The sequence below is a fragment of the Vibrio sp. Y29_XK_CS5 genome (genome assembly GCF_024181835.1).
Taxonomy (GTDB): Bacteria; Pseudomonadota; Gammaproteobacteria; order Enterobacterales; family Vibrionaceae; genus Vibrio; species Vibrio harveyi.
The window spans coordinates 306076-329890 of the sequence record NZ_JAMZAM010000004.1 but is presented as its reverse complement, the minus strand read 5'-3'; the positions used below and the strand labels follow the sequence as shown (position 1 = coordinate 329890).

At 45.6% G+C, this 23815-nt stretch carries 22 protein-coding genes and 2 tRNA genes; 12 read left to right on the top strand and 12 right to left on the bottom strand.

Annotated features, from left to right (window positions below):
* Positions 1-235 precede the first annotated feature (235 nt).
* The 8 genes from NL647_RS17720 to NL647_RS17685 form a co-directional block, all read right to left on the bottom strand.
* The gene (locus NL647_RS17720; protein WP_253650470.1) at positions 236-2032 is read right to left on the bottom strand and encodes an aminopeptidase P family protein; all 1797 of its coding nucleotides are present in this window, start codon (positions 2030-2032) and stop codon (positions 236-238) included.
* The gene (locus NL647_RS17715; RefSeq protein WP_253650469.1) at positions 2029-3024 is read right to left on the bottom strand and encodes an ABC transporter ATP-binding protein; all 996 of its coding nucleotides are present in this window, start codon (positions 3022-3024) and stop codon (positions 2029-2031) included. The genes NL647_RS17720 and NL647_RS17715 overlap by 4 nt, the downstream gene beginning before the upstream one ends.
* A gap of 9 nt (positions 3025-3033) precedes the next feature.
* On the bottom strand, positions 3034-4017 hold the full coding sequence (locus NL647_RS17710) for an ABC transporter ATP-binding protein (protein WP_253650468.1): 984 nt from the start codon (positions 4015-4017) through the stop codon (positions 3034-3036).
* Positions 4018-4026: 9 nt separating this feature from the next.
* Positions 4027-4959, bottom strand: coding sequence for an ABC transporter permease subunit (locus NL647_RS17705; protein WP_009697423.1), 933 nt, complete (start codon positions 4957-4959; stop codon positions 4027-4029).
* A gap of 9 nt (positions 4960-4968) precedes the next feature.
* Complete coding sequence (gene oppB / locus NL647_RS17700) at positions 4969-5889, bottom strand: oligopeptide ABC transporter permease OppB (protein WP_009705956.1); 921 nt, start codon at positions 5887-5889, stop codon at positions 4969-4971.
* A gap of 164 nt (positions 5890-6053) precedes the next feature.
* Entirely contained in the window at positions 6054-7664 is a 1611-nt protein-coding gene (locus tag NL647_RS17695) for a peptide ABC transporter substrate-binding protein (protein ID WP_049535919.1), read from the bottom strand.
* A gap of 324 nt (positions 7665-7988) precedes the next feature.
* Complete coding sequence (locus NL647_RS17690) at positions 7989-9095, bottom strand: M20/M25/M40 family metallo-hydrolase (RefSeq protein WP_005427839.1); 1107 nt, start codon at positions 9093-9095, stop codon at positions 7989-7991.
* Between the two features lie 682 nt (positions 9096-9777).
* Positions 9778-10242, bottom strand: coding sequence for a TetR family transcriptional regulator (locus NL647_RS17685; RefSeq protein ID WP_017818044.1), 465 nt, complete (start codon positions 10240-10242; stop codon positions 9778-9780).
* A 388-nt stretch (positions 10243-10630) separates the two neighbouring features.
* On the opposite strand from NL647_RS17685, the gene hppD reads away from it, so the two are divergent.
* The 9 genes from hppD to NL647_RS17640 all read left to right on the top strand — a co-directional run bounded on the left by hppD (position 10631) and on the right by NL647_RS17640 (position 17592).
* Entirely contained in the window at positions 10631-11704 is a 1074-nt protein-coding gene (gene hppD / locus NL647_RS17680) for a 4-hydroxyphenylpyruvate dioxygenase (protein ID WP_005445472.1), read from the top strand.
* Positions 11697-12827: a homogentisate 1,2-dioxygenase gene (locus NL647_RS17675; RefSeq protein WP_253650467.1), complete on the top strand. Its 1131-nt coding sequence runs from the start codon at positions 11697-11699 to the stop codon at positions 12825-12827. Before hppD ends, NL647_RS17675 begins: the two co-directional genes overlap by 8 nt.
* A gap of 9 nt (positions 12828-12836) precedes the next feature.
* Positions 12837-13874 (top strand): fumarylacetoacetate hydrolase family protein, encoded by a 1038-nt coding sequence (locus NL647_RS17670; RefSeq protein WP_253650466.1) that lies wholly within the window; start codon positions 12837-12839, stop codon positions 13872-13874.
* A gap of 20 nt (positions 13875-13894) precedes the next feature.
* The gene (gene maiA, locus NL647_RS17665) at positions 13895-14563 is read left to right on the top strand and encodes a maleylacetoacetate isomerase (RefSeq protein WP_253650465.1); all 669 of its coding nucleotides are present in this window, start codon (positions 13895-13897) and stop codon (positions 14561-14563) included.
* 196 nt (positions 14564-14759) lie between these two features.
* Entirely contained in the window at positions 14760-15422 is a 663-nt protein-coding gene (locus tag NL647_RS17660; protein WP_009701558.1) for a DUF2726 domain-containing protein, read from the top strand.
* A 153-nt stretch (positions 15423-15575) separates the two neighbouring features.
* A complete protein-coding gene (locus NL647_RS17655) occupies positions 15576-15914 on the top strand; it encodes a hypothetical protein (protein WP_009697431.1) in 339 nt (112 codons plus the stop codon).
* A gap of 179 nt (positions 15915-16093) precedes the next feature.
* Positions 16094-16170: transfer RNA gene (locus NL647_RS17650), tRNA-Val, on the top strand.
* Positions 16171-16216: 46 nt separating this feature from the next.
* Positions 16217-16293, top strand: a tRNA-Val gene (locus NL647_RS17645).
* Between the two features lie 834 nt (positions 16294-17127).
* Positions 17128-17592 carry a hypothetical protein gene (locus NL647_RS17640; protein WP_253650464.1) on the top strand — a complete coding sequence of 155 codons (465 nt, stop codon included), beginning with the start codon at positions 17128-17130 and terminating at the stop codon, positions 17590-17592.
* Between the two features lie 116 nt (positions 17593-17708).
* On the opposite strand, the gene NL647_RS17635 is transcribed toward NL647_RS17640, so the two are convergent.
* Together NL647_RS17635 and NL647_RS17630 are read right to left on the bottom strand one after the other, a co-directional pair.
* Positions 17709-18431, bottom strand: coding sequence for a peptidase (locus tag NL647_RS17635; protein ID WP_017190268.1), 723 nt, complete (start codon positions 18429-18431; stop codon positions 17709-17711).
* Positions 18432-18538: 107 nt separating this feature from the next.
* Positions 18539-18877, bottom strand: coding sequence for a YceK/YidQ family lipoprotein (locus NL647_RS17630; RefSeq protein ID WP_017190267.1), 339 nt, complete (start codon positions 18875-18877; stop codon positions 18539-18541).
* A 278-nt stretch (positions 18878-19155) separates the two neighbouring features.
* Between NL647_RS17630 and NL647_RS17625 the strand changes: the two genes are divergently transcribed.
* Together NL647_RS17625 and NL647_RS17620 are read left to right on the top strand one after the other, a co-directional pair.
* Positions 19156-19536, top strand: a complete 381-nt coding sequence (locus tag NL647_RS17625; RefSeq protein WP_017190266.1) for a hypothetical protein — start codon at positions 19156-19158, stop codon at positions 19534-19536.
* 95 nt (positions 19537-19631) lie between these two features.
* Positions 19632-20060, top strand: coding sequence for an NUDIX hydrolase (locus NL647_RS17620; protein ID WP_005445461.1), 429 nt, complete (start codon positions 19632-19634; stop codon positions 20058-20060).
* Between the two features lie 125 nt (positions 20061-20185).
* Here NL647_RS17620 and NL647_RS17615 read toward each other — a convergent pair whose 3' ends face one another.
* Both NL647_RS17615 and NL647_RS17610 read right to left on the bottom strand, forming a co-directional pair.
* A complete protein-coding gene (locus NL647_RS17615; RefSeq protein WP_005445460.1) occupies positions 20186-20551 on the bottom strand; it encodes a cupin domain-containing protein in 366 nt (121 codons plus the stop codon).
* A 112-nt stretch (positions 20552-20663) separates the two neighbouring features.
* A complete protein-coding gene (locus NL647_RS17610; RefSeq protein WP_253650463.1) occupies positions 20664-21773 on the bottom strand; it encodes a major royal jelly family protein in 1110 nt (369 codons plus the stop codon).
* A gap of 367 nt (positions 21774-22140) precedes the next feature.
* Between NL647_RS17610 and NL647_RS17605 the strand changes: the two genes are divergently transcribed.
* Positions 22141-23775, top strand: a complete 1635-nt coding sequence (locus NL647_RS17605) for an ABC transporter substrate-binding protein (protein ID WP_009697438.1) — start codon at positions 22141-22143, stop codon at positions 23773-23775.
* Positions 23776-23815 lie beyond the last annotated feature (40 nt).

Below are 23815 nucleotides of genomic sequence, written 5' to 3'. Positions count from 1 at the left end.
TCTGCTTCCAGCTCTGATTTGATCACGAAATCGAATTGATATCTTATGTCCAAATTCGTATTTATCTATCTATACAAAATAGGGTTCTTTATATAGTAATTTAATAAAATGCCTTTATTTTATAATAGGTTAGACTTTAAATGAAAAAAGCCAGCCCGAGGACTGGCAATCAAACTAAGTTATTTGAAATTAACAAGAGTTTGAAATGAAAATGAAATTGGAGATAGATAAAACGCTATTTTTCAACCATCTGGGTTGCACCTTGTAACCAAGTTTTGTCATGCGCATCTAATGATGGGCTGAGCGCTTTGTAAACCTGGGTGTGATAGTGGTTTAACCAATCCACTTCGTCTTGGCTAAGTAAGGCGACATCGAGCATGCTGGTGGCAATTGGGGCGAGGGTAATGGTCTCAAAACCGTAAAATGTGCCAAATTCGTTTTGCTCGACTTCTACGACTTTCATGATGTTCTCGATACGAACGCCGTATTCACCTTCGCGATACACGCCCGGCTCGTTGGTGATCACCATGCCTGGTTTCAGTTCCACTTCGCGATGGCTTTGCGAAAAGTTTTGTGGACCCTCATGAACATTTAAGCAAATACCAACGCCATGTCCCGTGCCGCATTTATAATCGATACCATGCTGCCACAACACACCGCGAGCCATGATGTCGAGATTGGCACCCGTAGAGCCTTTCATAAATCGAGTCTGAGTCAGTCGGATGACCGCTTTGAGCACTAAGGTGTAATCTTTGCGCTGTTTAATGGTCGGTGACCCGAAATGGAAAGTACGGGTGATATCTGTAGTGCCGCCAAGGTATTGACCGCCAGAGTCGACAAGAAAGAAGTTGGTCTCGTTGATGACGGCATTGCTTTCTTCATCAGCGGCGTAGTGCATTTTGGCACCATGGGCAGCAAAGCCTGCGATGGTGCGAAAACTGTCGCTCACATAATGGCGAGTTTGACGACGATAACTTTTTAACTGCGCCTCAGCAGACAATTCAGTAACAAGCCCACTTGGGACTTGGTCTTCTAACCAACTCATGAACCTGACAACTGCCACACCATCGTCCTTCAATGATTGTTCGAGATTGGCTAGCTCGGTCGGGTTTTTGCTGGCTTTCATGTCGGTGACCGGGCAAGCCATTGGCTTTAGTGAAACGTTTTGCTCAATTGCACTGACCAATAAACTGTCGGTGTAGCTTGGGTTAAACGCAAGAGAAAGCCCTTCACATTGCTGATTCAAATATTGGCTCACGTAGTCGTAATGACGAACGCTGACACCTTGCTCGTTGAGTTGTTTTTCTATCTCAGCTGGTAACTTCGCTTTGTCGATAAATGCGGTAGCGCGCGTTTGCTCCACAACAAGATACGCTTCAGATACTGGGCAGTAAGGAGTATCTGCGCCGCGAATATTTAGTGTCCACATTACATCGTCTAACGTGGACACCAATAAACTGTCAACGTGGTTGTCGCCAAGCCAAGAACGAAGGTCTGTCAGCTTTTGCCTAGTGTCTATGCCGGCAAAGGCGACAGGGTGCTCAAAGATCTTTTCAGCTGGTCTGCTAGGACGGTCATGCCAGATTGGTGTCAGTAAGTCGAGGTCGAGGATAATCTGGATGTTTTTAGGCTCAAGCGCTTGTTTGAGTTCTTGGTAAAATGCATAGCTGATAGAGCGTCCATCTACCGCGATGGTACTGTTGGCTTCTAACGTGCTGGCTAACCATTTTGGAATGCTTGGCGTCTCTGGCTGACGCGCCTTAAATAGGTTGAGCCCAGTACCATGAAGCTGTTCTTCAGCTTGAATGTAGTAACGACCATCGGTCCATAATCCACCGCCCTGAGTAGTGATAACAACGTTACCTGCCGAGCCGGTAAAACCAGAAATCCATGTTCGACCAGCCCAATGATCCGCAGAGTATTCGCTATTGTGAGGATCGTTGTTTGTTACGATGTAGGCTGCAACGTTATAAGTTGCCATCGCATCTCGCAGCGATGAAAGGCGTTGATTTACCGAGTTTGTTGTATTCATGAAAGACTTCCTGAAATCATGTTTGAACAATAGATATGATGTTGCTCAGAGCCGATTTTTGCAGGGCTTTGCTGTCCGCAGAGTTGGGTCGCTTCTGGGCATCGGGTTCGAAAGACGCAACCGCTCGGAGGGCTGAGCGGGGAAGGGAGATCGCCGGGCAGCAATTGGATCTCGCGGTTGCGTGCTAATTGAGGGTTGGCGATTGGCACAGCAGAAAGCAGCGCTTTGGTATAAGGGTGCTGCGCATCATCAAATACTTGGTCGTAACGTCCGACTTCCATCGGCTTACCCAGATACATCACCATTACACGATCACTAATATGACGTACCACGCTGAGGTCGTGGGCAATCATTACCAGTGTCAGTCCCATTTCTTGTTTGAGGTCATCGAGTAGATTGATCACTTGCGCCTGAATGGACACATCAAGTGCGCTCACGGGTTCATCACACACCACCAAGTCGGGATTAAGAATCAACGCACGTGCGATGCCGACACGTTGACACTGACCACCAGAAAACTCATGCGGATAGCGGTTACGCTGGCTTGCGAGCAGTCCTACTTTGTCCATCATGGCGATGACTCGTTTTTCGACTTCGGCGCGTTTCAACCTTGGTTCGTGCGTTAGTAGTGGTTCGGCAATGCATTCTGAAATGGTTAAGCGCGGGTTTAAGCTGGCTGATGGGTCTTGAAATATCATCTGGAATTCGCGACGACGAAGGGCGAGTGCGTTTTTGCCAAAGCCACGCATATCCTCACCTTTCCATGTCAGGGCGCCGTGTGTCGGTTCAACCAAACGAAGTAGGGCGCGCGCCAATGTGGATTTGCCGCAGCCGGATTCGCCGACAATGCCAAGGGTTTCGCCTCGGTACACATCTAAGTCAATGCCATTCACCGCTTTGACGATCTTTCTTTGACTAGGAATGATATGGCGCGATACTGGAAAGTGGACTTTCAGGTCGCGGGCAGACAATAACACTTCTTGCTGGGTCATAACGTTTCCTTAAGCCGATTGATGAATAAGAGAAATACTGCCTTGCGCTTTTACATGACAGGCGATGGATTGGCGTCCGTTAAGGGGAGCGAACCGAGGTGTTTGTGTTTGGCAACGTGGTTCACGATAGTCACAGCGTTCTCTAAACGGGCAGCCCTTGTGATTGATCAGGGCGCTCGGTGGGTTACCGGCAATGGTTGGCAAACGAGGCATGTCTTCGGTAATCGATGGGATCGCCTTTAGAAGCCCTCGAGTATACGGGTGAGCTGGCTGGGTGAATAACGTGTCCGTATCGGCTTGTTCCATTTTCTGTCCGCCGTACATGACTAAAACTCGGTCACACATTTCAGCGACCACGCCCATATCGTGAGTGATGAGCAAGATGGCAGTGTTGAACTCCTGTTGTAACTCACGCAATAGCGTCAGGATTTGCGCTTGTACTGTCACGTCGAGGGCGGTTGTGGGCTCATCGGCAATAAGCAGTTCCGGTTTACACAGCAACGCCATGGCAATCATCACACGTTGGCGCATGCCGCCAGAAAGCTCGTGTGGATATTGGTTCATGCGGGTTTCCGGAGAAGGAATCCGCACTGCATCTAGCATCTGAATGGATTCTGCAATGGCTTGTTTTCGGCTCATTCCTTTGTGCACCATCAGCACTTCACTGAGCTGTTTGCCAATCTTCATAAATGGGTTAAGAGAGGTCATCGGATCTTGAAAGATCATGCCGATTTTCTCTGCGCGAATGCGGTTTAGTTGCTTCTTCGACATCGCGAGTAAGTTCTCGCCATGAAAACGCGCCTCGCCCGAGACGTTACCGTTATCAGCTGTTAGCCCCATTAGCGCAAACACCGATTGGCTTTTGCCTGAGCCGGACTCGCCAACGATGCCTAGCGTTTCTCCCGCTTGAATCGCGTAGGAGAGGTTGCTGACCGCTTGCACTTGTCCGTCTGGCGTATCGAAGCGCACGTTCATGTTTTCAATTGATAGCATGGGAAGTCCTTATCGATCTTTCGGGTCAAGGGCGTCGCGTAAGCCATCGCCGATGAAGTTAAAACAAAACAGGGTTGCGACCAAAAACAGCGATGGGAAAAGTAGCATCCACAATGCCACGTCGATGGTTTTTGCGCCTTCTGAAATCAAGATTCCCCAACTGGTGTCTGGCGGTTGAACACCTAAGCCTAAGAAGCTCAAGAAGGATTCAAACATGATGAAGCCGGGCACCATTAAGGAGGAGTAGACCATCACGATCCCAAGCACGTTTGGCAGCACATGACGACGCACAATGGTGAATTTAGATACGCCGATAGAATGCGCTGCTTCAATAAATTCGCGCTTTTTGATACCGAAGGTTACGCCCCTTACCACTCGGGCAATACCCAGCCACGACACCATGCCAATCACGATAAAGATCAGATAGATGTTGTTGCCAAATAAGGTCACGAACAGGATGACCATGAACATAAATGGCACTGAGTCGAGCACTTCGATGATGCGCATCATTACGCTGTCTACCACACCACCAAGATAGCCGGAAATACTGCCCCAAATAGTGCCAATCACAACGGCAACCAAGGCACCAACAAAGCCAACCAAAATCGACAGGCGACCACCTTGCATCGTACGGGCAAATAGGTCTTGTCCTAGATCGTCGGTACCAAAATAGTGCCCGCTGCTCAAAGAGGGTTTCCCTAACTCGTACGGGTCAGCAAGGATGTTCCAATCAATCTCATCATGTCCAAAGGCAGCAAGTGAAGGACCAAAGGTGATACACAAGATGATGAACGCGAGCACGTAAACGGAGGTCATTGCCGCGCGATTTTTGCGAAAGCGAGTCCACGCGTCTTGCCATAGACTGCGACCTTCTACGGCTTCGATATTGTGAACAACTCGGTCTTGTAAGGATTGAGTATCCAGCTTTTTAATCGATAACATGCTCGGCTCCTAAACTCGGATACGCGGGTCGATAACGGTGTAGAGCAAGTCGACCACAAGATTGAAAAAGATCGTCAGTGAAGCAACGATGAGAGTAATACCCATGACTAAGCCGTAATCGCGATTCAGTGCGCCGGAGACAAAGTGTTGACCCATACCGCCAGTACCAAAAAAGATATCGATGATGACCGAGCCTGTGACAACCGAGACAAAAGCTGGACCCAGCATGGCGACGACGGGGATCAATGACGGTCGCAGTGCATGGTGGAACAAGATGTATGCAGTCGATAACCCTTTGGCTTTTGCAGTACGAATATAAGGTTGATTCAGTGTTTCAATCATGGCGCCGCGCATAACACGAGCAATACTGGCGATAGAGCCAATCGCAAGGCTTAGCACTGGTAGTACGAGAAAAGCGAGTTGTCCTCCTTCCCAACCACCGGCAGGCAGCCAACCTAAATGAATCGCAAATATCGTCACCAATATTGGCGCGAGGACGAAAGCAGGCACAACAACACCCGTCATAGAAAGGGTCATCAACCCGTAATCTAAGCGGCTATTGCGTTTTAACGCAGCAATGGTGCCGAGCAACATACCAAGTGGTACGGAGATACAAAAAGACAGAACGCCAAGTAGGGCAGAGACCGGCCAAGATTGAGCGACCAACTGAGTCACCGTAAAGTCTTGATAGACAAAGCTTGGTCCTAAATCGCCTTGAGCGAAGTTGGTAATATAAATCCAGAACTGAACCAAAAATGGTTCGTCGAGGTGAAATTTGGCTTCGATGTTAGCGCGAACCACTTCCGGCATAGGACGCTCCATGTCAAACGGTCCACCGGGTGCGATATGCATCAACCAAAAAGAGACCAAAGCGATAAACAACAACGTCGGAATCGCGATGGCTAATCGTTTGAGAATGTACCAAATCATGATCCATCATCCTTTGGTCATTCGACGTCACATGTCGTCACGTCGAGAAAGAGAAAAAAATTGGCCTGAGCTCATCACCGAGAGAAGAGAAGTTCGACACGATATGCCATGTACTCGCAATGTCAGTGCGTGTTACCGAGCCGACTCAGGCCGAAAGCATGCCATTAGTGGACTTTCACATAGACATTCTTGCGGTAGTACGAGGACTCGGGGTTAGTACGCTCGTAGCCACCAACATAAGGCTTGATCAAATATTGATCGTTGCCTGGACGGTAAACCGGGATAATCGCCATATCTTCAATCAGCATGCTTTCTGCTTGTAGATACAGCTTTGAGGGATCATTCATGGTTTTAGAACGCGACATCAACTCATCATATTTGGGGTTGTTGTAGCGTGAATCGTTGTACTCGCCATTGGAGACGAAGATATCGAGCCATGTTGAAGCTTCGTTGTAGTCTGCGGTCCAGCCGCCACGAGTGATTTCAGTTGGCTCTTTTAATGCGTAGAACACTTTAGGCTCGAGTTGTTTAATGGTGATTTGCGCGCCTAAGCGGCTTTTCCACATGCCTGCCATTGCTGTTGCCATTTTCACGTCTTTAGAGAAGGTAGGAACAGTGAAAGTGAGTTTGAGTGGATTCGCTTTGTTATAGCCAGCTTGTGCCAATAAGCGTTTGGCTTTGTCGATACGCTGATTTGTTGTCCATGTCGCGTATTCTGGGGTGTGTGATTGAAAGCCATCGGTTTGTGGCGGCACCAAGGTAAACATTGGGATACCTCCGTTTCTTAAGATCGCATCGGTTAAGATCTTGCGATCAATGGCATAGGATAGGGCTTGTCGAACACGCAGGTCTTTGGTTGGCCCCTGCTGGGTGTTGAGGTAATAAAACGTCGAGCCAAGTGACGCACTGGTGTCTGCGACTTCTTGTGGCAGCTTGGTGATCAGCTTTTTCTTTTGCGCAGAAGGAATCGACATCACTTGGTCTATTTCCCCCGCTAAATAGCGATTGAGCACAACATTGGCATCACCAATCGGCAGCCACGTGATTTTATCCAACACGACGTTGCTTGCGTCCCAATAATATGGATTTTTCACCATCACCATTTTTTCGTTTACCTTCCACTCAGAAACGGTAAACGCGCCATTAGTAACAATGTGTTTTGGTTGCGTCCAGTTGCTGCCGTATTTTTCAACCGTGGCTTGATGCACTGGAGCAAGAACCGGATGACTAAGCAGCTTGATAAAAAATGGAATTGGCTTTTCAAGCGTCACTTGGAAGGTTTTTTCGTCCAGTGCTTTTACGCCAAGTGTTTGCGGTGTTGCTTCGCCTTTCATAATCGCTTGTGAGTTTTGGATGTTTGGAATCGCGGCAAACCAAGCGTAAGGGGAAGCCGTATTGGGGTCGAGTAGGCGCTGCCAACTGTAGACAAAGTCTTGTGCAGTGACATTGTCACCATTCGACCATTTTGCATCACGAAGCTGAAAGGTGTAGACCGTATTGTTGTCGTTCACCGACCAAGATTTCGCAACGCCGGGAATGGTTTTTCCTTGTTTGTCTTGAATGGTTAACCCTTCGAACAAGTCTCGACCAAGGTTAAATGCGGGCTCAGCTGCTTGCTTCGCCGGATCGATAGACGTCACTTCTGCACCGTTATTAAGCGTGATCTCTTGTGCTTCGGCGAGTGTCACGCCCGATGGGTACGGCACGGCGTAAGTCGGAGCGGCAAACATTGGGCTCATGATAGATGCCAACAAAAGTAGCTTGGGTAGTTTCATCCTTTCCTCACTCGATTCATCCTTGAAGGTGAGTTGAATGTATATTGTATAAATTGTTCAGACAATCGAGTTTTAACATACCTGTAACAGGGTGTTGAAAGCTGAGCTTTTTGGTCTCAAAAAGTGAGCCAATAGAATTTCAATCCATGAATTTATACCGACTTGGCACAGTCAGGTTATCAGTCAAGAAGGCAGGTCAAAGAGAATGAAGAGAGTGAGGAGAATAAAGCGGATAGAAACGAAAAATCCCCTTCATGCACGAAGCAAGAAGGGGATCTGCATTAGCGTTTCACATTCAGCGTAAGTTGCGCTCTATTCTCTAGATTATTTCACTAGGAAGTGCTTAACGAACTCAGTGATTTTTACCATGTCGTCAACGGCAATGAATTCTTCAGTGGTGTGTACTTTCGCCATACCAGTAGAAAGGTTTACCGTTGTTAGACCTTTCTTGTTGAAGTTGTTTGCGTCGCTACCGCCACCAGTGCCTTTTGTAAATGCATCGATGCCCATGTCAGCGAATGCCGCTTTGATTGCTGATACGTGAGCATTGTCTTCTTCGATAACAAATGCGTCGTATGCGCGGCTTGATTCGATTTCAACTTCTGCGCCGTGTTTTTCACATACTGACTCGAAGGTAGAGATCATATGGTTCACTTGCGCTTCTAGCTTCTCACCGTTTAGAGAGCGTGCTTCAGCAACGATTTTTAGTTCCGGCATCACGATGTTTGTCGCTTGACCGCCGTTTACCATACCGATGTTTGCGGTGGTTTCTTCGTCGATACGAAGCAGCTTCATCTGGTTGATTGCATCTGCCGCTACCATGATTGCACTGATGCCTTCTTCAGGTGCTAGACCCGCGTGTGCTGGGCGACCTTTGATTGTCGCAACGATTTTTTGCTGACCAGGTGCCGCAGTCACGATAGTGCCGATAGGACCGCCTGTATCCAGTACGATCGCTTCTTTAGACGTTACGTGTGTCATGTCGAAGTACTCAGAGCCGAACAGACCGCCTTCTTCATGCACAGTGAAAGCAAGCTCTAACGTTTTGTGCTCTAGGTTTTCGGCTTGGATGCAGCGAACCGCTTCCATAATTGCTGCGATGCCTGATTTGTCGTCACCACCAAGGATCGTATTGCCTTTAGAGCGAATGATGCCATCTTCGATGATCGGCTCAATGCCGATACCAGGCGTTACTGTATCCATGTGGCAGCTCATTAGGATAGAGCCTTCTTTCTTGCCTTCTAGACGTGCGTACACGTTGAAGCCGTTAGAAATGTGTTCTGGTACTGGTAGTTTGTGAACCGTAAAGCCTAGTTCGCCCAGTTGCTCAGCCAGAGTTTCTGCAATTTGTTTTTCATTCATAGATTCGCTGTCGATGCGAACCAGTTGGCAGAAATGTTCAACTAGACGTTCTTGATTAATTTGTGTCATTTGGATGTCTCTTTCTTTCTTGGTCGAGACCGCAGCGGTATAGAGTGCGAGCCCGAAAGGGAACAGAACACCTCTTATTACACAGCTAATCCGAGTGAAAGCTGTCTTGAATCAAAAAACGCCTCTGCCTGACATTATTCTGACCTGCTAATTACCGGATCTGATGCGGCGGTCACGAAAGTACACAATGAATGTAGAAATATGCGAAAGCGAGTTAAAAGCGAGTTTACTTAGTCAATCAATGTTTAGACCCACGAAGCCTTCAAATCGCCGCCGTGTCTACAAACCAAGTCATTCTCGCTGAACCAAGCATCTCGAGGTTACTTGGGTATAGTATGAGCTTTTGACGAATTTAATGAGAGATGGAAAGTCTATGATTCAACAGAATTGATGCTGCATTTATGTACAGAGTCGAGCTATTTTTGTAACTGATGAAAAGTTACCAATATATCTGTAGAGTGGATTGTAATTTACCGTCTATTTATTGAAGCAATATCACAAATGTGGATTAATACAATCTCTGTTTATTCATGTCCTCTCGCACTGCCTTTCTGGATAGACCGAACTCTGCAAAGGGTTCGGTCGCTTTAATTAGAATTCTATTAACGGATTATTCTTGATAACTAAAAAAACAAAAACAAGAAAGCCGGGCAGGGTGCTCGGCTTTTTTGATGATTCTTTTCTATTTGTCACTGTGAAGAGTCAATAGGGTTAATCCGATCAGCCATTCAATAGTGCGTTGACTGTCTTTGCTTAGCTTAAAAGAGGTAACCGCTTCTACCTGACTTTGGAAGTCACAGAGATAAGGTGTGTGATGTTCACAAACTGTCATCAAGAATGCCAAACGCCAAATCGCCATGAACTCGGCGTCTTCTAAGCGAGTTTTCCAACTTTGGATAAAAGCGACTTCGTTGTTAGAGAGGTCGAGTTTATCCATCATCATCTTAAGTAGTCTACCTTGCAGGGCACGCGGGATGTCGGCTTTCTTTGCAAAGTGGTGGCTTATCCCCGTCCTCGATATACCTGTTTGTTCACTCAACGTTGTGTAAGACATTTTCTCGTAACCAAGCGTGATCAACTGCTCTGTTGCCACATCGAGAATGGTGTTGATGGTGATCTGGGTATCTTCGTGTGTTCGGCGTGCCATAACTATTGCCAGTATTGTGATTAAAAAATCATACTAACACTTATCGTCTGCCATTCCATATAAACAAACTAATATTGACGTTGTTTGCATGATAAATGCGCGTTACTGCCCATAAATTTAGCCATGGTAACAAACTATTTACATTTGGATGGAGTGTGTAAATTGATGAGAGATATGATAATACATTGATATAACGTGCTTTCCTTATGGTTGCCGTAAACGTTTGCGATGTTCAAATTTGCTGTAACATAAATTTTACAATCAATGACTAAAACTGCGTAAAGTCAGATTTCCATTCGTGTATTCCAATTTTTCTCCTCCTGCGCCAAGTTAGAAATATCGAACGAGAACGCATGTTCAAACACAACAATGACATAAGGAGAAAGTCATGGTGGACACCTACAACCCATTAGGCACGGATGGATTCGAATTTGTGGAATACACAGCGGCGGATAGCGAAGGTATCGAACAACTGAAAGCGCTGTTTGTTTCGTTGGGTTTTGCAGAGATCGCAAAACACCGTTCTAAAGAGGCTTGGCTGTACCGACAAGGTGACATCAGCTTTATCGTTAATGCTCAGCCGCACAGTCAGGCAGAAGGCTTTGCTAAAGTTCACGGTCCTTCCGTTTGTGGCATGGCATTTCGTGTGAAAGACGCGAACGTAGCACTCAAGCAAGCGCTGGATAACGGCGGTGAAGAGTACAAAACAGAAATCGGTCCGATGGAGCTGAGTATTCCGGCGATTTACGGCATTGGTGAGAGTCTTCTGTACTTCGTGGATCGTTACGGCAAACAGAGCATTTACGATGTTGACTTCCGTTTCTATGACGATGCAGACGAGCGCCTAGCGAAAGCGGACGTTGGTATGTACGAAATCGACCATCTGACCCATAACGTGAAGCAAGGCAACATGGACGTGTGGTCTGGATTCTACGAGCGCATTGGTAACTTCCGCGAGATTCGTTATTTTGACATTGAAGGTAAGCTGACAGGGCTTGTTAGCCGCGCAATGACCGCGCCGTGTGGCAAGATCCGCATTCCAATCAATGAGTCTTCTGACGACAAATCCCAGATTGAAGAGTTTATCCGTGAGTACAACGGTGAAGGTATTCAGCACATCGCGATGACCACCGATGACATCTACCAAACCGTTCAAACACTGCGTGATCGTGGCATGGACTTTATGCCGACACCAGATACGTACTACGAGAAAGTCGACGAGCGTGTGAAAGGGCACGGCGAAGACGTAAGCAAACTGCGTGATCTACAAGTCCTGATTGATGGTGCGCCAACGAAAGATGGCATCTTGCTGCAAATCTTCACCCAGACCGTTATTGGTCCGGTGTTCTTTGAAATCATTCAACGTAAAGGCAACGAGGGCTTTGGCGAGGGTAACTTCAAAGCCTTGTTTGAATCGATTGAAGAAGACCAAATCCGCCGAGGAGTACTAAGCGATGCATAAATGGATCACATTCCCTCATCGGGAGGGAGTGTGCTCCAAGCAAGCACATGCTGATTTCCCGGAAGAGGCAATTTACGAACGTGAAGCAGGTCGAAGTGGATTCTTCGGTCCTGCGGCACACTTTCATCATCAACACGCACCGACAGGTTGGTCTGAGTGGGAAGGCGATTTACGCCCGCGAGCTTTCGATTTCAACCTAGTCGAAACGGCGAGTCAGATTTCGCCTTGGGCAGTGCCGCATCTTCTACACAACGCCAACTGTAAGATCCGTGTATGGCGTATGGATGAGAAGATGGACTTCTTGGTGCGTAACGCCGATGGCGATGAGCTGTTGTTCATCCATCAAGGCACGGCAGATCTTTATTGCGACTATGGTCATCTCAAAGTGAGCGAAGGTGATTACGTAATGATTCCACGCTCAACCAGTTGGCGATTAGAACCAAGTGAGCCAATGTTTGTTCTGTTGATTGAAAACACCGATGCCGCTTATTCTTTGCCAGAAAAAGGCATGGTGGGTAATCATGCTGTATTTGACCCGGCGGTTCTGGAAACGCCGTCAATTAATGACGAATTCCGCGCGCAATACTCAGAAGAGCAAACCCAAGTTCATGTGAAGCGCCATGACAAAGTCAGTGTGATTACTTACCCATTCAACCCGCTTGATGCGATTGGTTGGCACGGTGACTTGGCAGTGGTGAAAGTGAACTGGCGTGATATTCGACCTTTGATGTCGCATCGCTATCACTTACCGCCTTCTGCCCACACGACATTTGTTGGTGCTGGATTCGTGGTATGTACGTTTGTGCCACGTCCAATCGAAAGCGACCCTGGTGCTCTGAAGGTGCCGTTCTATCATAACAATGACGATTATGACGAAGTCTTGTTCTACCACGCAGGGGATTTCTTCAGCCGTGACAACATCGAAGCAGGCATGGTGACTTTCCATCCGGCAGGCTTTACCCACGGTCCTCACCCGAAAGCGTTCAAAGCGGGTCAGGAATATAAGAAGAAGTTTACCGATGAAGTGGCAGTGATGATTGATACACGCCACGCGCTAGAGTTTTCTGACGAGCTCGATAAGGTTGAAAACAAAGAATACGTCTATAGCTGGCAAGAGAAGTAAGGGGCAAGGATGAAATTAGCAACCAAGAAAAATGGCACACGCGATGGTCTGTTGATGGTCGTGAGCAAAGACTTGAAACAATGCGTTCCGGCAACCGAAATTTTCCACGCGATGCATCTAGCACCAACCATGCAAGTGGCATTGGATAACTGGAATAAAGTCGCTCCACAATTGGAAGAGCTTTATAACGCGCTAAACAATGGTTCGGTGTCAGGAAGTGAAGCGTTTGAATCCCACTATCTAGAGTCACCATTGCCTCGCGCCTATCAATGGGCGGATGGCAGTGCTTACGTCAATCACGTCGAATTAGTGCGTAAAGCGCGCGGTGCGGAAATGCCAGAAAGCTTCTGGACCGACCCTTTGATGTATCAAGGTGGTTCTGACGCATTTATTGGTCCTTGCGACAACATCGAATTTGCCAGCGACGAGTGGGGCATTGACTTCGAAGGTGAAGTTGCCGTGATCACCGGTGACGTGCCGATGGGAGCAAGCATTGCAGAAGCACAAGATTCAATTCGTCTTATCATGCTAGTTAACGATGTATCGTTGCGTGGTTTGATTCCGGCAGAGCTGGCAAAAGGTTTTGGCTTCTTCCAATCAAAACCGTCTTCAGCGTTTTCTCCTGTTGCAGTAACGCCAGATGAGCTGGGTGAAGCATGGTATGAGAACAAAGTGCATCTGCCGCTTGTTTCAACCTACAACAATGCCCCATTTGGTTGCCCGAATGCAGGCATAGATATGACGTTTGATTTCGCTGACTTGATTGTCCATGCCAGCAAAACACGTCCACTTTCTGCAGGTGCAATCATTGGCTCGGGTACAGTATCGAACAAACAAGGCACGGAGCACGGAACCTCTATCGAAGAGGGTGGCGTAGGCTACTCATGTATTGCAGAAGTGCGCATGATTGAAACCATTCGTGATGGCAAACCGTCGACGAGCTTTATGTCGTTTGGTGACTCAATCAAGCTAGAGATGTTTGACGCAGATGGCAACTCGATCTTTGGTGCGATTGATCAGCAAGTCAGCCAATACCTAAAACACTGAGAGTGAGAGGTAAGGGAAGTATGAGCGATAACATCACCCTCTATGGCTATTGGCGGTCTTCTGCGGCTTATCGAGTTCGCATTTGTTTAAACTTAAAAGCCTTGAGTTACGAGTCTAAATCGGTCCACTTGGTTCGTAATGGTGGCGAGCAGCATAGCGCGGAGTACCATGAGTTAAACGCCTCTGAGCTTGTGCCAGTGCTGGTGGATGGTGATATTCAACTCAACCAATCTCTTGCCATCATTCAGTATCTCGATGAGCAATATCCGCAAGTTCGAGTAGTTCCAGAACCATCGCCACTTCGTTACCAAGCTTTGGCTATGGCTCAGGATATCGCGATGGAGATCCACCCACTCAATAACTTGCGCGTGTTGCAGTACCTAGAAGGGCAGATGTCGTGTGATCAAGAGACGAAAGTTGAGTGGATTCATCATTGGGTTAACCAAGGCTTTATGGCATTAGAAGAGAAGCTAAATCAGCATCGACAACAACATGGAAACTGTATCTACAGTGTGACTGACTCTCCCTCTGTTGTTGATATTTGCTTAGTGCCTCAAGTGTACAATGCATTACGTTTTGGGGTGGATATGACTCCTTATCCGTTAATTAGCTCGATTGTAGAAGCATGTAATCAACTGCCAGCGTTTATTGATGCCATGCCAGAAAACCAACCCGACGCGAACAGCTAGTACTTTCTCTATATTTTAACGAATAACAAACGGGCTCTTGACGGAGCCCGTTTTTGTTCTTGTTTGATTAACGTAAATCGTGCTCAAAAGCTTTGCGGCTGTTATTATCACTCCGCAAAATTTACCGGTTTTGTTGCTCTGGTTAGAATTTCCATTTAGGCTTTGAGCAACTAGTTGTTTTGGGCGCACTTTATCTATGACCAACATCTTTATCATTGTTGTTCTTCTTGTTGTTTTCTTCTTTATCATTCAAAAGTACGTGATCAAAAACGATGACACGCGAGACTTCCCATACCGTTCGAAAGGTCCACTATTAAAAGGGCAGGAAGGGGCGTTTTTTAATGCCTTGAGAGCGGCGGTTGGTGATCACGCAGTGGTGTTTGCCAAAGTAAACATGGCGACGCTGATCGCACCAAAAGAAGTCAAAAATAAGAAGCAGTTCTTCATTGCCAGTAACCGAATTTCACGCAGCTACTTTGATTACGTTATCTGCGATCCTAGAACGCTTGAACCTCGTGTAATTATTGAGCTTGATAATGGTCAGCAATTGCATAAAGGCAAAGTCGAGCGCCAAAAACTGCTGATGCACGTGTGTAAATCGGCGAACCTTCCTTTGATTGGTGCATCGGTAAAACACAGTTACCAAGTGGGGCGTTTACGTCGTTTATTGGCAGCACACATTGATCTGATTGAGCCGGACAAAGAAATCCGCTTTTGCAAAAAGTGTGGCAGTCCGATGATCATCAGAACCGCAAGCCAAGGCGAGTTTAAAGGTCGACGCTTCTTTACTTGTAGTCGCCAACCAAACTGCACCTACACAGAAAACTACAATGTGGTGTTTGATACCGAAGACGAATAAGCATTTTGTTCCCTAGATAGTGAAATAGAGAGAGGCTTCAACTGGATTAGTTGAAGCCTTTTTTGTTTTACCGTTGAACAAAGAAGAGCACTTCGCAGCATCCATTCTGGTAGCTCCTATACTTTGATAAAGAAAGAAGAATAGGGAAGCGTTATGCGATATGGATGGATTCTTTCAGCACTACTGCTCACGTTCAGTAGCCATGCACAGCAGTCACTCAAACCACTTGAATGCCAATTAACAGATACACCTCAGGATCACTTCTTGTTTTATCGTGAACAGATGGTTTACCACAGTGAGCAGTTTGCGATTTTTCAAAATTTCAAAGGGCGAGTCAGTACTCAAGTGGATCTCAAAACGGGCAAGTTGATACGTACGACGTTTATTGGTGAACCATTTGAGCCTAAATACCAAATTTTGTTTGGTGATTGTCCAAACGTATCGCAAGTTTTGCAAATTTGGATGCTCAGTGAAGTGCCTTACGACAATTAGGTCAAACAACAAAAGTTAAGTAGATCACACTTTTAACACCGTTCAGGTCGAGCCTTGACGATAAAATCATCTGAAAACGGGTGTTGAGTTTAGATTTTCGCCAAACGATTCAAAGTTAGTGAATTTATGCTTGCACCCCCAATGGGATATAGCTAATATCCTTCTCGTTCTTAAGGAATGGGTCCGTAGCTCAGTTGGTTAGAGTACTACCTTGACATGGTAGGGGTCGGCGATTCGAGTTCGCCCGGACCCACCACTCCTTAAAGCCATGCTAAAACCAAAGTATGCCGAACATAAAATTTGGGTCCGTAGCTCAGTTGGTTAGAGTACTACCTTGACATGGTAGGGGTCGGCGATTCGAGTTCGCCCGGACCCACCAAATTTAAAGAAGCGCCCACCTTTTTAGGTGGGCTTTTCTTTACCTGAAATTTGTCAAATCGCGCTAATTTCCCTCTAAAGCACAGCTCTCCGCTATTCGATGTTCAGGTACGTGATTCATCGAGTGTCCTGACGTACGCAACTTTCACATGCCATCCCGCCTTTTATCCAAACAACAAAACGAGCAATAGAACGATTGAACTTAGGATGAGTAGTATTCGCCAAATTGGCTTGGTTTCAGAAACATCTGAACCGTTGTGATGACACATGCCCATAAGAAATCCCCTTTCTCATTACCTGATAAAGAAAGGCTAGGGCTTCACCCAAGGTAAAGGTCAAGCGGAGGTGAACGGTTTACCTCCACAATCGCTCAAACTTATTTTGCGGCAATTGGAATATTCAATAATAAATCTGGAAATTATCAATTATTTCAATGTGATAAGGGTAGTAAACCGTTATTTCTCAGGTTTGAACGGATACAGTTTTTTAATGTTGATTCGCAACGTGTGGCATTTTTGAGTAGTTTTGAATGAAATACCCAAGTAACCTCGAGATGCTTGGGTCAGTGAGAATGACTTGGTTTGTAGACGCGGCGGCGATTTGAAGGCTTAGTGGGTCTAAATCAAGAATCGGCAACAAAGTATACAAACAAAGGCCCTTACTATTTGCAAAGAGGGCCCTCTGGGAGCGTGTCATTGACCCGATTGCTACGTCAAACAACTTGGAAAGAGCGTGCTATTCCGCTTCGTTGTTTTCCTTGCACTCGAATCAATGACAACGCTCTGAATCCAGCATCTTGAAGTCACTTGGGTATATGTTCAATATAGAGATCATTATGAAGTTAATTCCCTATAATAGGTTTCAAATCGATACGTTCTTGTCTGCACCTGAAGTTTTAAAGCGAATACAAGAAAACACATCAGAACGAGCTTTTTTCAAGCCTAGTTCCTCTTCAGCATTTTGTGGAAAGGTAGACGAAACGGGCTTCGATCTTGTGGGAAACATTCGTTACAGAAATTCATTTTTACCTGTCATGAAGGGAAAGGTAGAGGCGAATAAAGATGGTACTCGGGTGAGCGTCTCCATGCGGTTAAACTTGTTTGTGATGGGTTTTATGCTGTTCTGGCTTGCCGTTACCGGAGGTGCCGGTATTTACATTCTTCTGAGTGTTGATACTTTTAGCTTACCTTTGCTCATACCACTCGGTATGTTTTTGTTTGGAATCGCGTTGACTTGTGGTGGTTTTTGGTTTGAAGCACTAAGACAAGAACGTAAGCTGAGACAGATTATTTCTACCTAGCAATAGCGGTTTGAAGCGTATCTCGCAGCTAGGCTTGATTGAATGCACTATCAAGCCTAGATATCTCTTATTCTCGGGTTTTCCCGGTGCTATTTTTCAGGGCTTTAGCGAGAAGTTTATTCGACTTCGACTATAAAAACTTTTCCAAATTTTTTGAGTTGTTCGAGTTCCCAAGGTGGCTGTTTAACAAAAACGTTTTTCACTCCAAGTTTCGAATAATCGTTTGGGTTATAGGTCCAACCGGAGTAATCCGAATCGGAAAAACTATCGTAGCGGGGAGATTGACCAAGGGTTGTTATTTCTTGTTTTACTTTGATTTTTTTGAAGAACGAATCTTCTTTTTCCTTAGTTTTGCCAATATACGTTTGCATTTCATGTAAGACTTTTTGAATTTCTTCTTCCCTTTGTCTTTTGGGTAAGTCCTTAAATGAAGCCTCAATATCTGAGGTATCAAACTCCTGACTGCTTAAGCCTCCGTGAAAACCGATAATTGCTTTGTTTGATATATATTTGTTTTTGCCTGCGGTAAATACATAGTTTGCACAAGAGGAAAGGCAATAGTCGTTGACTTCAATATCTATTTTATTTGCAAAAACCCATTCACCTAAGGCCATTCCCAGCTCCACATCACCGCCGTCACTTGAGATCACAAGAGTGGTTGGTTTCACTGCCGCATCAGCATAGATTTCCACAACAGCGTCGTTTGCTTCGGAGGTTAATGTACCGGTGTAGTGAATCGAGTCACCCACAAGTGTAACGTTGGTTGTTTCTGCGCTGTAAACGGGCGCTCCCGGCAGCAATAGAAAAGGGAGAACCATTTTTGTTAACTTAACACACATAAATTTACCTGATTAATGAACCGCATTAATAGACATGTTTATCTGCGTCTGGTTCCTTATGTGTAGGGCTTTTATAAAAATGCTAGCTGTCGAGTTAACAACAAACTTTAGATCATGCTATGTGTGCCACAGCCTTGTGTTAATGCAAATCGATAGTCCGTCGTTGGCGTAAACACCATTGCTAAATCAACCGGAAGAAAGACGACATCTGCTGCTAAAGAGAGCGGGATGTCGATGAAAGTCAAAGGGTAAAAGACATAGTCGACCACCGAGTCGTTTCTAAAAGCGCAAGGTTGGGACGCGACTGCCAGTGTTGTTCCTGAAAACGGCGCTCCATACCCTCCAACAAGGTGAGTATCCAAAGAAGAACAACCCATCATTGAAGTGGTAAGCGTAAGAAGTAATGCAGTTCGTAGTTTCTTAAAGTTATTGTTTTTCATTTTCATTTAAATATTTTATAAACATAAACGTTGAAATTGAATCTATAGCCCAAAAGAATGAATTGCGAGTAGATATTCTTTTTTGTGTTCAATAATATGCGCTACGCAACAAGGTTTAGAGTGTTTAGGTACATAGTGGCGTTTAAGAGAGAGGGAAATGAAAGGTTTCGCTCTTAGATTGTCATCGTTCTCCACAGACCTCCCTAGAAATGTGTAATGTGGCAATTTAATCAACGATTGACGTCGCGATACCACTTACGTTCCAACTTAATTTAGGAATAACTATGTTTACTGATTTTTTCATACAGAAAAATAGAAAAGCGGGAGAAAAACATGTTCCTAACTCGTTCCCTAAACATAAGTTAGTCCTCAACTTAGTAGTCGGCGTCTTTCTGGTAGTGTATGGCGCTTATGGCATCTATTCCGGCGAGTTATATGTGTTTTTAGGAAGGCGTACAGAGGTAACGCTACACGGTGATGCCATATACATCGCTTTTGCTGCCTTTATACTTGGCTGTATTTACTGTTTGGTAGAAATCATCGACCATTTCGATAAGCGAGATAACGAAGAAATCTACATACGCATTAGGGCAGGTTGCCAAGCATTTGGACTGTTGATTTTTGGTTTTGCATTGATACAAAACAGCGTTATGGCAGGCGCTTAGGCAACATTACTCGTTGTAGCAGGATGCTTTTCTATCGGTATTAAATACATAGCAAAGTATTGCGGCGTTATGCAGTAATTAAAAAGGGGATTAGATTGGATAAAGCAGTAAGAGTAGGTGTCGCGGCAGTGATTGTGCGCGAAGGACGAGTGCTACTTGGTGAACGTATTGGCTCACACGGGGCTCATACTTGGGCTACACCCGGAGGACACCTTGAATGGGGTGAATCTATTGAAGATTGTGCTAAGCGCGAAACACTCGAAGAAACCGGCTTAGTTGTTGGGTCTTTTAAGAAGTTGAGCTTCACGAATGATGTTTTCGAGAAAGAGGGTAAGCACTATGTCACTTTGTTTGTTGCTGCTTCATGTGAGGTTGGAGAGCCTCAGGTCGCTGAACCGGAGAAGTGTAAGCAATGGAAATGGTTTGACTTAGACAAGCTTCCGGAGCCTCTGTTTTTGCCTTTAGAGAATTTGCTAAAAGCACAAACCGAACTAGATGTGCTTTTCCAAGCTAGCGCTGAATAGAGAGCCGTAGCGTTGCCCCTTTGGTAAAAGCTGGTTTAGTTTTGAGCTCTAGACCAGCTTTGATACTAATCCCTAAGTCACCTCAAGGTGCAGGGATATAATGACTAGTGGTTAATTTTATCGCGCTATATCCACTCTTGTTCTTCAACCGATACGGTAATATCGCTTTTCAGCTCACCAGTATGCGCCGTTGTGGATGGCTCAATCATCATGAAGTGAGTGTCTGGCTCAGCGACAGGGCAGTGCTCGACACCTTTCGGTACAACAAACATTTCACCCGGCTTTAGTACCACTTCTTGCTCTGGTAATTTCAGCGTCAGTTCACCCTTAAAGACGATAAATAGTTCATCTTCGTTGTCATGTTTATGCCAAACTAATTCGCCAGAGCCTTTTGCGATTTTAACTAGCTGACCGTTCGACTCAGCTAATATTTTGGGTGTCCACTGCTCTGAAAAAAGCCCAAATTTCTCATTAATGTTGATCTTCTTCATTGATGATAACTCCTTGAATTTTTGGGATTGAAACGCTCTTTATCTCCTTCGACGTTATGTCGCTACTGACCGTATGTAAAGAGAAACATTGTTCACACGTAATAGATGACCGTTAAGGTTGATATTTGAAGCGATACAGGGTGTAAGGCGCCTTTGCATTACCGAGACCTTGACTGAATGCTGGGTGCTGATGAAGCTGGTCTTGGGTGACATAAATGTAATCGCCGCTGACTGCCATACTGTCCGGCCAAGATAGCTTTTTGTCTTGAATAAGTGTCTGATATTTGCCTTTGGTTACCAAACCAACACCACTATGTTCGAGATCGGTCGCTAAAATGCCACCCCCTGGCGCATACGCAATGCCATCGCTGGGTCTTTTTGGTCCATATACTTCGATTTTATTCTGCAGCTTACTATCTGTGTTATTTGCATTTTCTAGGGCTGAAGTCGGAACTCGATAGATTTTTGTGCCAGTAAATGCGCCAAAGTAGAGCCATTCGTTATTGTCATCAATAGCGATTGGGTTTAACCCAAAACGTAAGTGGTTCGTGGCACCTTGTTCTGTTTTCGATGCCAATAGAGAAGCTTCGATGACTATATCTCTGTCTTCTGGCATAAGTTGGGGCGCATTTTCTAATACACGTGTCGACTGACCCGTTTTTAAATCTACCACGACAATAGCGGGGTTCGTTGCACCAATGAAGTTGCCAAAGGTCATGTCAGCGATGTAGATCTTCGCGTGCTTTTCATCGATGGCAAAATCTTGCAGGAACGAGTTGTCTCTTAGCGCAGATGAGTTAATTGTAATTTGCTTGCTCAACTTATTTTTAGACGTGTCCCACGAGACCAATTGTGCTGGTGAGGTTTCGCTGCCCATATCGAGCATCCAGACCGTACCTTTGCTGTCGGAGTGAACGCCAATAACCGCACTTAAGCCTACATCGCCGACCTCTGGTCCGTCTGACCAGTCCATGGTTGGGAAGGGGCTTTTAGTACCATTCGCCATCACTTCGACGACTCGATATTTGGGATTGTCCAAAGGGTGCATGCTTACGATCAAGCGACCTTCGGGTGTTACGGTGACACCTGCGCCGCGGTAGTCGTTAAATTGTGTCACGGCTTCAAGAGAACCGATTTCCGCAGCGTAAGTTGAATAGGATGCCACCGCTGAAATTGCGGCAGCAGCAGTGAAGAGGCTGGTAGTTAAAAGATGCTTTTTCATTTTATTTCCATTTTGAAATGAACAGTTTGATGTATGGATTTTGGCGACTCGAATGAGATGTTGAGCGTCTCATTCAGTGCGTATTGAAATCCTAGCCTCGGAATAGTCCATTAAAAACAGTTCTGTATTTGATTTATTTTCTAATAATTTTTGATAATCCGTGAGTGCAAAGCTCAAAGCTCAAAGCTCAAAGCTCAAAGCTCCAACGTGACTATTTTATTGAATCTAATTAGCAAGAGATAAGTTGTGGTGATGAAGTGATGTAAAGCGTCTGATTTTGTGAATAATTATTATCTTTTGAAGAGGGATATTGTAGTGAATAGTGGTTGTTAATAAAAAGTTTCACAGCAAACAAGCAGGCACAACAATGTTCATTAATAACAATACTAAAATTACACTTCTTATCAGTACCAGTATCATCGGCTATGCCGTTACTCAACCTGCGTTCGCCGCGAACGTGCCAGACGGAGTAAAGCTGGCTAAAAAGCAGGAGTTTGTTCGAGGTAATGGCACCGAAGTCGCGACCATTGATCCACAAAAGTCCGAGGGCGTTCCAGAATCTAATGTGATTCGCGATTTACTGGAAGGCTTAGTAACGCAAGATGCCGATGGTAAAACCATCCCTGGCGTCGCGGAGTCTTGGGAAACAACGGACAATCGCACCTTCGTTTTTCATTTACGACACAACGCAGAATGGTCTAATGGTGACCCGGTTACTGCGCAAGATTTTGTTTATAGCTTCCGTCGAGTCGTAGACCCAAAAACTGCGTCACCTTACGCTTGGTATCTTTCTTCGACCAAAATGAAAAACGCGCAAGACATCATAGAAGGCAAGAAAGACATCAGTCAGTTAGGTGTCCAAGCGCTTGATGACTATACCCTTAAGGTCGAGCTCGATGCTGAAGTACCATACTTTGTTAAGATGCTCGCTCATACCACCATGATGCCAGTCCATAAAGCAACGGTAGAGAAGTGGGGAGATAAGTGGACCAAGCCAGAACACTTTGTGGGGAATGGTGCATATGTGCCAGACCGATGGGTGGTCAACGAGCGTCTCGTGCTTAAGCGAAATCCAAAGTATTGGGATGATGTACACACCGTCATTAACAAAGTGACTTATCTGCCTATTGAAGATCAGGTGTCAGAAATGAACCGCTTCTTGTCAGGTGAGATTCAAATGACCAACGAAGTGCCAAACGAACACTTCCGTCGACTTCAAAAAGAGTACCCTGAGGACTTGTCGATAAAAGGCAATCTATGTAGCTACTACTATCAGTTCAATACTCAACGTGCACCGTTTGATGATGTTCGAGTACGTAAAGCGCTGTCTTATGCGATTGACCGAGACATTATTACCAAAGCCATCCTCGGGCAGGGACAAAAGCCTGCGTACTTCCTGACGCCAGAAATCACGGCCGGATTTTCCCCTCAGTTGCCTGAATACGGCAAACTCACTCAAAAGCAGCGTAATGAAAAAGCAAAAGCACTGCTTAAAGAGGCGGGCTATGACAAACAACATCCTCTAGATATTAATCTGCTGTACAACACATCAGAAAACCACAAGAAACTCGCCGTTGCCATTTCATCAATGTGGAAGAAAACATTGGGCGTGACAGTTCACTTAGAAAACCAAGAGTGGAAATCTTATTTAGCCAGTCGTGATGAAGGGAACTTTGATGTTACGCGCGCCGCGTGGTGTGGGGATTACAACGAAGCATCAACCTTCCTGACTTTGATGATCGGCTCTAACGTCAATGGTGGAGTTCACTATAAGAGCAAAGCGTACGATGACATCATAGAAAAAGCGTTGAACTCGACCTCAGAAGAAGAGCGAACCAAGCTTTACTACGCGGCAGAAACTCAGATGGCGAAAGACATGCCATTAGCGCCTATCTATCAGTACGTGACGACTCGTTTAGTTTCTCCACTTCTCGGTGGTTATCCGAAAGGCAACGCTGAGGATAAGATCTACACCAAAGATCTGTACATCAAAGCGAAATAAGCGCTAGATAAGAGTTTGAGTTTCGTGAGATTTGCGAAAC